The 14,114-nt window shown below is 66.1% G+C and carries 9 protein-coding genes; 5 read left to right on the top strand and 4 right to left on the bottom strand.

The genetic code is table 11. The annotated features are described in order from the left end of the window. The first annotated feature begins 381 nt into the window (after positions 1–381). Both EA187_RS18780 and EA187_RS18785 read left to right on the top strand, forming a co-directional pair. Positions 382–2,325, top strand: coding sequence for a hypothetical protein (locus EA187_RS18780; RefSeq protein WP_206524425.1), 1,944 nt, complete (start codon positions 382–384; stop codon positions 2,323–2,325). Positions 2,326–2,397: 72 nt separating this feature from the next. After that, positions 2,398–4,260, top strand: a complete 1,863-nt coding sequence (locus EA187_RS18785; protein WP_127781271.1) for a tetratricopeptide repeat protein — start codon at positions 2,398–2,400, stop codon at positions 4,258–4,260. Positions 4,261–4,392: 132 nt separating this feature from the next. Here EA187_RS18785 and EA187_RS18790 read toward each other — a convergent pair whose 3' ends face one another. The 3 genes from EA187_RS18790 to EA187_RS18800 form a co-directional block, all read right to left on the bottom strand. Continuing rightward, positions 4,393–5,253 (bottom strand): hypothetical protein, encoded by an 861-nt coding sequence (locus EA187_RS18790; RefSeq protein WP_127781272.1) that lies wholly within the window; start codon positions 5,251–5,253, stop codon positions 4,393–4,395. Positions 5,254–5,673: 420 nt separating this feature from the next. Next, positions 5,674–7,797 carry an ATP-binding protein gene (locus tag EA187_RS18795; protein ID WP_127781273.1) on the bottom strand — a complete coding sequence of 708 codons (2,124 nt, stop codon included), beginning with the start codon at positions 7,795–7,797 and terminating at the stop codon, positions 5,674–5,676. A 254-nt stretch (positions 7,798–8,051) separates the two neighbouring features. Next, positions 8,052–9,245, bottom strand: coding sequence for an FIST signal transduction protein (locus EA187_RS18800; protein WP_127781274.1), 1,194 nt, complete (start codon positions 9,243–9,245; stop codon positions 8,052–8,054). A 304-nt stretch (positions 9,246–9,549) separates the two neighbouring features. Here EA187_RS18800 and EA187_RS18805 point away from each other — a divergent pair, with 304 nt between their 5' ends. From EA187_RS18805 to EA187_RS18815, 3 genes are all read left to right on the top strand, one after another. After that, positions 9,550–9,996 (top strand): CBS domain-containing protein, encoded by a 447-nt coding sequence (locus EA187_RS18805; protein ID WP_127781275.1) that lies wholly within the window; start codon positions 9,550–9,552, stop codon positions 9,994–9,996. Between the two features lie 172 nt (positions 9,997–10,168). After that, positions 10,169–11,146, top strand: a complete 978-nt coding sequence (locus EA187_RS18810) for an ATP-grasp domain-containing protein (RefSeq protein WP_164856405.1) — start codon at positions 10,169–10,171, stop codon at positions 11,144–11,146. Between the two features lie 194 nt (positions 11,147–11,340). After that, positions 11,341–12,768, top strand: a complete 1,428-nt coding sequence (locus EA187_RS18815; protein WP_115607881.1) for a hypothetical protein — start codon at positions 11,341–11,343, stop codon at positions 12,766–12,768. A 435-nt stretch (positions 12,769–13,203) separates the two neighbouring features. Here the strand turns inward: EA187_RS18815 and EA187_RS18820 are convergent, their stop codons facing one another. Next, the gene (locus EA187_RS18820; RefSeq protein WP_127781277.1) at positions 13,204–13,947 is read right to left on the bottom strand and encodes a flavodoxin family protein; all 744 of its coding nucleotides are present in this window, start codon (positions 13,945–13,947) and stop codon (positions 13,204–13,206) included. Positions 13,948–14,114: the final 167 nt, after the last annotated feature.

The following is a 14,114-nucleotide window of genomic DNA, read 5'->3' on the forward strand; positions in this document are numbered from 1 at the left end:
AGCCCCCATCCGAGCACCCGCACGAGTCCGACGCCCCACCCCCACTAAAAAACCGAGCGCCTCCAGGGCGAAGTCCAGCAAGGAGCAAGGAGGAGCGTGCAGCAGCGCTACCGCGATGACGACGCGACACCACCTCCAACCTTCTGCGCCCACAAAAAAACCGAGCGCCTCCAGGGCGACGCCTGGCAAGGAGTGAGGGATGAAGCTGTAGCAGCGCTACCGCGAATCCCTCACGACGCAGCCAGCGTCGTCCTGGAGGCGCTCGGCACCCGGCACCTTGCCGTTGGGAGAACTCCGGGGCTACTATCGCTCCCCGCACCCTCGGGCTCCCGCCTCTCCTCTCGTCGGCCTCCTTATATGCCCTCCCCTCGCCAGCTAGCCTTGTTGCTGCTTGTCCTTGGCGCCCTGCAGGCCACCTCTCTGCCCGCACAGGCCCAGCAAAGCCCCCGCGGCTTTGGTCCCACCGTGCGCATGAGCAGCTCGCTTCCCTCCGAAGACGCCGAGGCCGAAGCCCTCTTGCGCGCCACCCGCGCCGCACTCCGAGACCAGGCCCGTCAGGCCCTCCACGCAGCACTCGTTGACCCTGCCGACCCGAGCGAGAGCCCCGCAGAATCCTCCGCGCTCCAAACCCTGCGCAGAGTCATCGACGATCCCTCCACCACCGCCGGATTCCGAACCGCCCTGCAGCTTCAGCTTGCCGCGCTTCACATCTTCCACAACCGCCCCGATCTGACCGACCAAACCCTGACCCGCGCTCGTCGCCTCGCCGGAGACTCCCGCGCCCTGCTGCGCTCCATCGAACTCTTCGAGACCGGCCGCGCCCTCGCCCTGGAGCAACACGACCAGGCACGCTCCCTCGTGGGCTGCGCCCCACCGGTCGCCGACGCTGCCTCCACCCTGCTCTGCCCCCCCGACGCGCAGCTTCCCCCCGCCTCCATCTTTCATCGTGAATTTCTGGTCGCCGCGCTTCTTCACCGCCCGCTGGAAGACGCGCGCGACAGCGTCCAGGCCGCGCGACGCTTCATCATCGAGCCCCTCACCCTGGCACGCGCTCGCGCCGCATCGGGCCCTCTTGAGCCCGTCGACGCCCTCCTCGCCAACGCGCAACTTCTCAATGACGAAGCCGCAGAACTTCGCCTTCACCTGGCACTGGCAGACCTCATCGTGCAGCGCGCAGACACCACCCGCACGGCAGACTCGCACCTCCAGAGCGCCACCGACCTTCTCCAGCGCCAACGTGACGGCTTTGCTGAACTTCGCCTCCTCGCCCTGGACGCTCGCCAGTGCCTCGACCGCGCGCCCGCAACCGCCTGCACCGATACCGCCCGTTCGCTCGCTACCCTCACAGAACTTCCCCGCGATATCCTCCCCGACATCCCCTGGTCCCGCTACTGCACCCCGGATTCCGAGGAACTCGCCATTCCTTTCTGCCTTCAGGCCGAAACTTCCGCCCCCCCGCAAGCCCGCGCCGACGCCTCCCTCACCCGCGCCCGCATCCACCTTAATGCCCTTCACCCCACCCCGGCACGCTCCGCGCTGCGCGACCTCGAAGCACACCTCCAATCCCTCGATGCTCCTCCGCTCGCTCTCCTGCTTGAGCGCTGCCAGCTCAACGACCTCACCCGCACCTCGCGCACCTATAAGGTCTGCCAGCAGGCCCTCGACCGCCTCGCCATGCCCGCCGCCGAGACGCACGCGCAACGCGCCGACATCATCCACACCCTCCTGGCCATCGCACGCGCCACCCCGCCCGAACCCACCCCGATGGCTCCCTCCGCCTACCTACGCCTGGCCATCGATCTGGCCACCGCCGGCCACCAGCCCCTCTGGGGCCTGGCCAGCCGCGCGGCCCTCGAGCTGGCCGACCTCCACGCTCGCTTTAAACCCACGCCGCCCGACGCTCCCGCCTATTTCTCCGAGGTCCAGGCCTTCGACCAACGCACCCGCACGCGTACCGAACATCCTCATCTCGACCAGCCTCTCGATGACGCATCCCGCGCCCGAAACCTCTCCCGCTGGCTCGACACCCTGGCCTCGCTGCAACTCTGGCCCGAACTCCTCCACCGCGCTCGCCAGTCCTACGACCACGCTCGTCGCACCGACGACACCACGCTCGGCGCACACGCCCTCCTGCGACGCGCCCAGGCCCACCACGCCCTCAACCAGCGAGACCGCGCCTGCGCCACACTCCTCGCCGCCGACGCCCTGGGCACTCCCGCACACCTCCGCGAACTCTCCGAACGCCTCCGCTCCGATCTTCCCTCCCGCTGCCTGCCCCCGACCTCATCACCCGGCTCCGCCCGCGCAAACCACAGCCCGAAATAAGCCCCGTGCCTCCTCCGGTTCTCCCTGACACGCGCGCGCCCTGACTGCCTGCCCCTCACCTTGAGTTCCTCTATGCGCTCTCTCCTCGCCACCTGCCTTGTGCTCGTCGCCACCACCCTTGCCGCGCTGCCCGCCGCTTTTGCGCAGGATGACGACGCGCCTCCCGCAGCCTCCTCAACCGAAGGCGCACACCTCAACGACGCCCGCGCCCTCTACCAGGCCGGTCACTGGGAAGACGCCCTCGCCGCCTTCAACCGCGCCTTCGAGCTCGCCCCGGATCGCTCCGAAATCAAAGCCGCCGCCGCCCTCGAAGCCGGCTCCCTCCTCTGGGAACAGGGCCGCTACGAGCCCGCCCGCCAGAAGGTCACCTTCGCCCTGGAGCTCGCCCGCGAGCTCAACCTCGACCACGCCACAGGCCAGCTCCTCCTGACCCTCGGACAGATCGAGTCCGCCACAGGCCAGCTCCGCAGCGCCGAGGACACCCTCAACATCTGCGTGCAGCTCACCGGCGAAATCAACGACGAGGTCTACCGCGCCCTCTGCCGCATCAGTCGACGCGCCGTACGCACCCTCCTCGGCCAAAACCCCGGCAGCGAATCCGATCTTCGCGCCGACATCCGCACCCTCCAGAACACCGACTCCCTCCTGGCCATCGGCACCGCCCTCACCCGCACCGCCGACCTCTACCAGGACAACGGCGACCTTGAGCAGGCCCAACGCCTCCTGGCCCAGGCCAAACGCCACATCGAAGCCGCCGACAGCGTCCCGGCCCGCGCCCGCCACCACCTGCGTGAGGCCCAGCTCCTCCGCCGGCAAAACAACCTCAGCGCGGCATCCGAACTCCTCGGCAAAGCCCTGCCCCTTTTCGAATCCATGAACAACCGACCCATGATCGTGCACACCCTGGGGCTCCAGGCCGAGATCGCCGCCCTCAACAACCAGGCCGCCCAGTCGCTCACCCTTTACCGCCGCGCCCTCAACGTCGCCGACACGACCTCCAATCCCCTCCTTAAAGGCCGCGTCCACCTCGCCCTCTGCGAGCTCAACATCCCCCGGGCCCCGCAGCACTGCCAGCAGGCCATCGACACCTTCGAGACCGGCCAGCTCGCCACCTACCGCGTCCGCGCCCACGCCTCGCTGGCCCGCGCCCACCAGGCCGCCAACCGCTTCAACGATGCCCGCACCCACTACATGCGCGCCATCGAGCTGATCGACGACCTCCCCGAAGGCAACACCCTCTACAACGAATCGCTGGCCACCCAGCACGCCAACCTCTGCGTCGTCAACACTCGCCAGCGTGCCACCGGCTCCCTGGCAAGCTGCCTGGAGGCCCGCGAACGCCTCCAGAAGCTCCCCGACGCCGACGCCGCACACCACCGCCGCACCCTCTCCCACGTCACCCACGCCGCCGGCATGGCCGCCCTCCAGGAAAACAACGCCGAGCGCGCGATCGACCTCCTCCAGAACGCCGCCGACCAGGCCCTCGCGCTCTCCCCCCCCGACCTCGCCATCGCCTCCGACGCCCTCCTGCGCCTCGGCGCCACCTACGCCGCCCTCCCTGACCACGCCCGCCAGGCCCGCGACGCCTTCACCCGCGGTCTCGACGCTCTCAACCTCCCCGACCAGCCCGAAGGCAGCGACAACCGCCCCGCCCGACTCGCACTCCTGACCCAGCTCACCCAACTGCATCTCAACCAGCGCGACGCCGACGACACCCTCTCCCGCGCCGCCCGACTCATCGACCTCGCCGCCGAACTCGACGACGCCCGCACTCAGGCCTGGGCCCACAACGCCCGCGCCAGCGCCCACCTCCTCAACAAAGACCAGGACGCCGCCCGCGCCGAGCTCCAACGCGCCCTTCCCCTGGCCCGTCAGGCCGACGACGCCGAGCTCACCGAGCTCATCGAAGACAACCTCAAACGCTTCGAATCATGACACCTCCCCCGGCCTTCGGGAGCCCCCACAAAAAAAGCGGTGGAGCATAACGCTCCACCGCCTCCCCGGGCCTGGCACCCTGAAAGCCGGACATGCGAGGTCACGAGGCCAACGCCTCCAATCACGACATCCTCAGCCTTCGGTCTCCTCCTCACGTCCCGCCCTCGCCTGCCCGCCCTCCCCGAGCACCTCCACATCCTCAATCGCCTCCAGATCGACCGCCTCCGCCTTACCGGCTCGACGCCGCCGCGTCGGCCGCACCCGCTCGGCGTGGGCGGGCATATCGCCCAGGCGAAAAAGGTGCTCCACGATCGCGGCCACCGGCACATAATGCCGGTTCCAGTCTTCAGCGGCCAGCAAACGCCGGTTCTGTGCGTCCTGGGTCTCGCGCTCGTCGAGCCCCAGCGCCGAGAGCCGCTCCTCAAGCGCATCCGCATGCACCTTGAGCCCGGCGGCAAGCTCGGCGGTATCCGGAGCGCTGATCTGCAGGATCAGCTCAAAATCCGCCAGCCCCCTCTCAAGCGCGAGCTGCGCAAACTGCGCATACACCAGCAGCTCCAGCGGCCGCTCCGGCGTCTCACCGGCCAACCCCACCGAGCGACTGGCCTCGCTTCCCCAGAACGCGTCAATGATCCCCCGCGTCGCGATCACGCTCTGGCGAAGCGCCGCCACGCAAGCGTCTCGCTCCTCGCGCCCCCGGCTATCCTGAGCGTTCTCCACGGACACGCGCAGGTCCAGCTCCGCAAACGTCTCGTAGCGCGTCGCGAGCACCTCGACCAACGCATAAAGCACCTGCTCGACGCTCAACTCCGCCGGTACCCCCCGGGGAAAAAGCTTCGCCTCGAGTCGCTCACTGAGCTCCCCGCCATGAACCCGCACCGATGACGCAATGTAGCTCTGAATCGCACTCTTATCGGCCGAAAGACGAGACACCTTCGCCATAACAATCCCCTCGCTGACAAAGCCCCCGGGCAGGTCACTTTGACCACTCAAAGGACCTCCCCGACATCGAGGACGTGGTGTGTTGATATCCAACGAGCGTAAAGCGCATGAGCCGACCGAAGCAACCCCAACGCTTCTGCCCCCTGCCCGGAGCCTCGTTTTGACGCACGATCGCCCCGGAAGCCTCCCCCGGGCCTCCCCGGCCCGGGGCGTTCCCCACCGATGGCTCCGCCCCCCTCCCACGCAGGGCAAACCCCAATCTGGAGCCTTCAAAGACCCACCACCCCCGAAAAAAAGCCGCCGGAGCCTCCCGCTCGCCAGGCCCTCTCCCCACAGGCGATCGGAGCGCTCCCGCATGATTTTCGCGGACGTCGCCTTTCCATCGGAACGCTCCAGAACGCGATTTTCAAAATTTCGAACCCGATCCGAAGCGCATAAACACTGCGTCTTCAAGCGATCGACGCGTCGGCCTCAGCGCTGCTTCTCCAACCAACCAAGCAACGCCTGGCGATCGAAGGGCTTGAGCAAAAACTGATCCGCTCCCAGGGCTCGCGCCTTCGGGCGATTGTCGACCATCGTGACAACAAGCACCGGAATCTCCCGCAGCTCCTCATCGCTGCGGAGTAGACGCAACACATCCCAGCCGTCGATCACCGGCATGCTCACATCGAGCACAATGGCGCGGGGATGAAGCCGGTGCGCCAGATGCAACCCCTCCGCCCCGTTGTACGCCGACGCCATCGCCACGCCCGCACTCTCCAGGGTGCGCCGCATCAGCGCGTGAAGATCCGGGTCGTCGTCGATCACAAGCACACAGTCCTGCGCCTCCCCCCCGGCACCATCTCGCGGCAGCGAGTTCCCCTCGCTCCGCGTCATCGCCGAGCGCACCAGCGCCTGCTCCAGGTCCTCCGACGCCCCGGCGACCACCTTCACCTCGCGGGGCAGCCGCACGCGAAACACGGAGCCGACCTCAAGCTCCGACGCCACCTCAATCTCCCCGCCCAGCATGTCACAAAGGTGACGGGTGATCGCCAGCCCCAGCCCCGTCCCATCCACCGTCCGCGTCCAGGAACTATCGGCCTGGGAGAACGCCTCAAAGACACTCTCAAGCTGCTCCGGGCTCATGCCCACGCCGGTGTCTTCCACCCGAAAACACAGCCCCTCACCTCCCCTCGCCGAGTCCACCTCTACATCAAGCCTCACCTGCCCCTGACGGGTGAAACGCGCCGCGTTACTCAACAGGTTGTAGAGGATCTGACGCACCTTGGCCGCGTCGCTCACCATCTCGCCAACGCCCTCCCCGCAGCGTAGCTCGAAGTCATTCTCGTTCTTCTTAAAGAGCGGCCCCACGCTGGCGACAACCTCCTCGACGAGCGGCCTCAGCTCAAAGGGCTCCGGGTGAACCTGCATGCGCTCCGCCTCGATCTTGGAGAGCTCCAGCACGTTGCTGATGATCGAGACCAGATGCTTGCCCGCCGAGATGATGCGCCCCAGATCATCGGCATACATCGTCTCCCCCTCCGCGCTCATCTCCTCAAGCACGATCTCCGAATACCCCATGATGGCGTTAAGCGGCGTTCGAAGCTCATGGCTCATCGTGGCCAGAAACGTGCTCTTGGCCTTGCTGGCCTGCAGCGCCTCGTCCCGGGTCGTGCGTAACTCCTCGTTGAGCACACGCAGGGCATCCTCGGCTTCGCGCTGCTCGGTGATATCGCGCCCCGAACCGTAGATGATGCGGGCGTCGGCATCGAAGCTCATCTTCCATTGCAGCCAGCGTTGTTGCCCCTTCTCGGTGGTAAAACGCGCATCAAACCCCACCGAAGCGCTGCGCGATAACAACGCGCGCACCTGGCCCCGCACCCTCTCCCGATCCTCCTCGACCACCAGCGCATCAAACGCACGCCCCCCGAGCGCACCCGGCGCATATCCCAGGCCCGCATCCATCGAAGGGTTGGTCTGAAGCAGCCGCCCCTCGGCGTCGAGAATGCACATCGCATCATCGGAGGCTTGAAAAAACTGATCGCGGGTCGAACGCTCGAACGCCTGCAGCTTCAACTCACGCAGGTCGCGGTTAAGCAGCGCCTGGGTGGCCAGCATGCTAAAGCGGCGAGCCAGCTGCACATGTTTTGCCGAGAAGAAGGCGGGCTCAGAATGCGTGCACACCATCAGCGAGGGCTCGGGCTCCTGGCGAAGCCCGATATGCAACGCGGAGCTCGCCACCAGCGCATGCGACCTCTGCAAATCCTGCCACTCGGCGATCATCGCCGTATTGAACACCGCCACCGGCTCCCCTCCCAGCGCCTGTCGGGTCACCGCCTCCCCTCGCCAGCACATCTCCTCCAGCCCGCTGCAGGTCGTCGCGACCAGATGCATCGCGTCCACACGCGTCCCGGTGAAGACATAGGCCTGCTCAAACCCCAGCAGATCCTGAAGTATCTCAAAGAGCCCACCAAACATCGCTCTGGTGTCGGTGATCGAGCCCAGAATCTCCAATCCCCTCAATAACCCCTCGGTCTCCAGCCGCAACTCGCGCTCTTTGCGCCGAGCGCGCTCCAGGTCCAGGAGAGTTTCGCGCAGGGTTTCGGATTCCGTCATCGCATACCTCGAAGCGTTACGACGCTGTGAACAGAGAAAGAGAGCGCTCAAGACGAGCGTTCACGTGAGGAAACCGGTCACGCCACAAAACGTAAGGCGATGTCAGAAGCATCGTTGCCGCTCTGCATCGCCGCTTGTGGTGCCCTCGATGCCGACGTCGAACCCGACGCCCATGCCAGCTCACCACGAGCCCGTAGTCTGCGCCCGGGACGCCCCCACTCGCCCACCACCTTCGCGCACGCAAGGCACTCTCTTCAGCGCAAAAATGTCACCACGGAGATCATCAGGTTACCGTGGCGATTCTCTCCACCGATAAAGCACCCCTGCTCCCCAAACGTAAATGCCCCGATATAGGGTTTTCCACCCAAAACCTCCCCCATCTCCCGGGCGACCTCATCGATACGCTCTTGCACCGTGAGCATGCACCCGGCGCAGTAGATCACAAGGCTGCCCACAATCTCCTTATCCTCCGAGCTTGCAATGTCCCGAACCGCCTGCCCCACGCGTCCCGCTCGAGAGATCAGCGAATCCACCGTGCCCCGCATCAGCACGAGCTCCTCCCCCTCTTCCACCGTTGAGAAGAGCGTCAGCCCCCCCTCCGGAGTCAGTCCATCAGGGTGCGAGAGCTGATAGTAGGGGGTGCCCTCAATCCTGCCGACCACTCGCCCCAGCGGAAAGAGCGTCGTTTTCCCCAGGATATTGCCCCCCTGCTCCAGTTCGTCGTCAATCGCACCGCCGGTCCACGCGTTGTACACCTGCGCGGCCGGCTGGTCGTCGATCTCATAGAGCACTCGCCCCTGCGCCCGCGTCACCCTGCCCACCCGGGCCGTGGGCTCGTAGCCGCTGTGAAAGGAGTAGTCGACGTCCGCCGAGCTAAAGATCGCCGCGATCACCACGGCGTTCTCAAAGACCTCCCCGTTGGCAAACTGCTTCCAATGCCCGGCAACCGTGTTATCAGCCGAGCTTCCGCCCAGAATCGGCACCCTGGAGCCGAGCAGCTGCTGAATGCCCTCGATCAGCTCCTCTTCAACTCCCGGCGCAGCCATCAACCACAGCATCTGCGGAACCTGCCCGGGACGCCCCGCCTGACTCAACGCTTCCTGAAGCGCCCGCTGCGCAGCCTCCCGCGGCGAATCCCCGATCTCCCAGGCGCCCACCCCATAGGCCCCTTCCGCATCCGCGATCCCCATCATCGCCAACCCATGTCCCTCCTCGCTGGCCATGCCCTCGTCGGTCATCACCCCCTGGCAGGATGTCCCGCCATGAATCGGCACATCCCCGGCCAACGCCACAAGGTGCGCGTTAACTGCCGCCGTATCGTATGTCTCCGTCGCATACAGAAAGATGATGTCCGGCGACGCTTCCAACCGCTCAGAGAGCAGCCGATAGCCTTCGCGAGCCGCCACTTTCGGGTCACGAGCAACACTTCGAGCGCTTGCAAACTTCATAGGTCTCCTCGCAGCTGAGATGTCTGATGTCGCCGTCGAGTGTATGCGCCGCCCCCCGACCTCCACAAGCGAACGCAACGCCTGCGCACGCCCTCCCTTCAAACGTAGGGACACCGCCCCAACACATCGGCCCGGGCCTCGGCCAGCCCCCCCTGGTCGCCATGCCTTGTTTCAGGCGTAACTCTCCCTGTCCCTGACCGCGCACGTGCCCCCTTGGGGCCTCCCCACTCTGTCCCTAGGTTTGCCCACACAGCCGCACATCTGGCGGCTGCTCGTACAGACACTTTTCCATGGAGCATCCCCCATGAACATCTACGACATCATGACCTCCGAGCCCACCTGCTGCTCGCCAGGCGACTCGATCACCTCCGTGGCTAACCTCATGAAACAAAACGACTGCGGCCTCATCCCCGTCGTCGCCACAAACGGCCACCAGAACCCCATCGGCGTCATCACCGACCGCGACATCGTCTGCCGTCTCGTCGCCGAGGGCAAAGACCTCAACGGCTGCACGGTCGGCGATGCCATGACCTCAACCGTCATCACCGTCGAACACGCCGCCCCCCTTGAGAACGCGCTTAACCTGATGGAGAGCAATCAGCTCCGCCGCCTGATCGTCGTCGACGACAACGGCGACGTCTGCGGCGTTATCTCCCAGGCCGATATCGCCCGTCAGGCCAGCCACACCCTGACCGGAGAGGTCGTTCAGAGCGTCTCCACCCCCTCCTCCAGCTCTCACGTCCTGCACTGAGCCCTGCGGCGCGCCCCGGAGCATGAACCGACGCGGCCCCCTGCACGGGGGCCGCTTTTTTGCGACCTCACCCCTCCCCAACCCATCCCAACGCTTGACGCTCTCCTTCAATCTTGCTTTTTTCCCCCACCTTGAACGCTTCAATGGCATTGCCCCCGGCTGGAGTCACCCCATGAGCTCGCTTCCCCCCGTCCATATCCTCTTTGAAAACCCCGACTGGCTCCCGCCCCTGCGCGACGCGCTCCATAAAGAAGGCTTCGAGTACACCGAGATCCCGGTTCACCACGGCATCATCAGCGGCCCCCCCGCCCCGGGCATCTACCTCAACCGCATGAGCCCCTCCTCGCACACCCGCGGCCACCTCACCTCCGTGGCGCTCACCCGCGAGATTTTGGCGCACCTTCAGGCCCACGGCGCCCGGGTGGTCAACGGCCTGGCCGCCTTTGAGCTCGAGATGAGCAAGCTGCGCCAGCACCTCACCTTGCAGCGCTTCGGCATCCGCACCCCGCGCACCGCCCTGGCCGTCGGCACCGAACACCTGGTCAGCCTGGCCCGGACCTTCGAAGGCCCCTTCATCACCAAACATAACCGCGGCGGCAAAGGCCTGGGCATCGAGCGTTTTGAGAACGCCGACGAGCTCCAGGACCGCCTGGCTCAAGGCGACTTCGACCTCGGCCCCGACCACCAGGTCCTCATCCAGCAGTACATCCAGGCCCCCGAACCCTTCATCACCCGCGTCGAGATCGTCGGCCAACGCATGATCTTCGCCATGCGCTCGGCCACCGATGAGGGCTTCCAACTCTGCCCCTCCGACGTCTGCCAGGTCGAACTCCAGCGAGAGAAAGCCCAGGCCGCAGCACTCGCCGACAATTGCCCGATCGACGGCGGTGCCAAATTCTCCCAATCGCCGCTCAAAGCCGACGACCCGCTCGTCCTCAAATACCTGGCCATGTGCGCTGCCAGCGGCATTGAGCTGGCCGGCATCGAATTTGTCGAAGACGCCCACGGCCACCGCTACACCTACGACATCAACGGCACCACCAACTACAACCAGACCCTCGGCCGCCAGATGGGCATCCACGGTATGGAGGAGCTCGCCACCTACCTGCGCCACGTGGTCGCGCCCCAGGTCATGGCCGAACTCGGCTAACGCGGGAATCTCCCGGCCCACCTTGCCTCAGGCCCGAGACGGCGCAGTTTTAGCGCGCCGCCCGGGCCTTTTCTCTGCCCACCACATCAGACCCCAGGGAGCTTCAGGGGAGCGAGCGCTACCCGCCCGGGCTATGCGGCGAGCCTCCTGAGCCGTGCTCATTCGCCGGGATCGACTCTCTCCCGAGGAGCACCATGCGACGATCATGCCTTTACCTGCTGGCCTGTCTTTCGCCCGCCATCGTACTCAGCACCGCTTGTTTTAACGCGGAGTCACCGCCCTCAGAACGCGCCAGGGTCACGCCTGCGACACTCGAACCCGGGCAGGCCCTCACCACCTGCAGCCAGCCTCAGGCCTGCCACCAGGGCTTTGTGTGCACGCAGGGCGGCCACTGCGTCGATCCGACCGGCCAGGTCTCGGCCACGGCCGCCCTCCAGGCCGACTTCGATAACCTCCCGACCGCCGTGGGCCTGGGGGTTCCCTACGAGCTGCCTCCCAACGCGCGCCTGCGCCTCGACGACCCCGACGGTGACGGGATCGCGCTGCAGGTCACCAACCCCATCATCCTGCAGGGGCAGGGCTCGGAGCTGGTGGTCGAAAACGGCGTCATCGCCCTTCGCATCTCCGCGCCCGCCAACTGGTCTTCGGTGCGCGACTTGAGCTTTGTGCCCACCACCCCCTCCCAGCCCCATCAGGGCATCGGCATCGACGTGCGCGCCCACGGGCTCCGCCTGGACAACCTCTTCTTCGATCGCATGGGCACCGGCATTCGCGCCCACTCCATCGTCGACGGCCAGCACGCCAACCTCAACATCCAGCAGTGGAGCCGCCTGGTCTTCTGGGAATGCCACGAGCACGCCATGCACCTGGCCGGCGGCGACACCAACGCCGGCCTCTTTACCGGCCTGGAGGTCCGCGCCGGAAACGGCATCCTCGACTCGTCCTTTTTGGGCAACACCTACATCTCGCCGACCATCAACTCCACCACCGTCGACGCTCTTACGCTCGACAGCTCCGCCAGCTCGGCCACGGTGCTGGGCGCCTACACCGAGATCAACGCCCCGCTGATGCGCGCCAACTCCTTCCACGACCTGCACCTGGGAGGCAACGCCATCGACCGCCTGGATTCGGAGGGCGATCGCATCGGCCGCCACCACGCCTCGCTGCGCTTTCGCGACCCGCAAACCGGCCTGCGGGTGCGCATCCCCGGCGCCCCTCACGCCGCCCTGGCCTTTCATCACCCCGAGGATGGCGAGTGGTGGTACCTGCGCTATTTTGACGAGCCCAGCCGAATGATGTGGGGCTTCTCCTACCGAAACACCTCCACCTCGGCCTACCGCTGGACGGGCCACCAGCACCCCCAGGGCCCGGCGCTCTACCAGGCGGGCACGCCCCTGAACACCACGCTCGCCATGCAAACGCTCTCCTCCGAATCCTCCACCACCCCCGGCGGCCCCCCGGCCCACGCCCCGGCCCTGGGCAAACGGGCGCAGACGCCGGTCACCCCCGACCCCAACTGGGACGGCTCGGAGCCTCCCCGCTCCGAAGATCCCTACTTCGACATCACCCCCGACGAAGACGCCTTTTTCTGGGAAGATATGCCCACCCCCGGAACCCCCTGAACCGTCCGAGACACGAACATTCCCCAACACCAATGCGCCCCACCAGACGTCCGCACGTATTTTTTTGTACCGCATACCTCACCCGCATCCCCACAGATCTGACCGCATCAGGGCGAAGTCCAGCAAGGAGCCAGGACGAAGCTGTGGCAGCGCCACCGCGAGTCCGCAGCGACGCCGCTGGCTTTGTCCTGATGCGGTCAGCGCAGTCCTGATGCGGTCACCGGCGGAACCCCCTGAACCGTCCGAGACACGAACATTCCCCAACACCAATGCGCCCCACCAGACGCCCGCACATATTTTTTTGTACCGCATACCTCACCCGCATCCCCACAGATCTGACCGCACTCAGGGCGAAGTCCAGCAAGGAGCCAGGACGAAGCTGTGGCAGCGCCACCGCGAGTCCGCAGCGACGCCGCTGGCTTTGTCCTGATGCGGTCAGCGACGGTACTCGGGGTTGGGGTGGCCAAAATCACACCCCTCATCCCACTCATCGCGCAGGTTGCCCCAGGCCGGAATCCCCCCGGCCTCTTTGAGCATCCGCGCCAGATGCAAGAGGTTCCACGTCATGAAGGTGGTGTTGCGCTGGGTAAACGCGTTCTGCGGCCCACCCGAGCCCTCATCGCCGTACGAGAGCCCCGGGCCGGCCTCGCCCACCCACCCGGCATCGGCCTGCGGACCGACCAGATACCCCAGGTGCTGCAAGGCGTAGAGGATGCCGCTTGAGCAATGCTTCATGCCGTCTTCGTTGCCCGTGATCAGGCACCCGCCCACCTTGCCATAATAGAGGTACTGCCCCTTCTCGTTGGTCATCCCCGACATCGAGTAGAGGCGCTCGATCACCGTGGAACACACCGAGGAGCGCTCTCCCAGCCAGATCGGCGTGCCCAGCACCAGGATATCGGCCGCCATCACCGCTTCGAAGATCTCGGGCCAGGCATCCTCCTCCCAGCCGTACTCGGTCATATCCGGGTACACGCCGGGGGCGATGGCGTGATCCACGGCTCGCACGCTCTCGACCTGCACGCCGGCGTTGCGCATGATCTGGCGCGAGACCTCCATCAACGTGTCGGTGTTGGAGCGGCGCGGCGAGCGTTTGAGCGTGCAGCAGATAAACATCGCTCGCAGATCTGAGAAGTCCCAGTCGCTCGGGTCGCATGCCTTTGAGGGCTCTTTGGCCATACTCGCCTCCTGAAGCAAAGTGGGGGTGTCTGCCTGAATCTTGGCACATCCTCTGCCCGGTCACCCGCCCCCTCCCTTCCCTGCTAAACGTAAGACGCTCAATTCACCCGTGCTTTCAAGCACTTAACCCCTGCACAAAACGCCTCCCGTCGGCACACGAACCTTGC

Origin of the sequence: Lujinxingia sediminis, from assembly GCF_004005565.1 — a bacterium.
Classification (GTDB): Bacteria; Myxococcota_A; Bradymonadia; order Bradymonadales; family Bradymonadaceae; genus Lujinxingia; species Lujinxingia sediminis.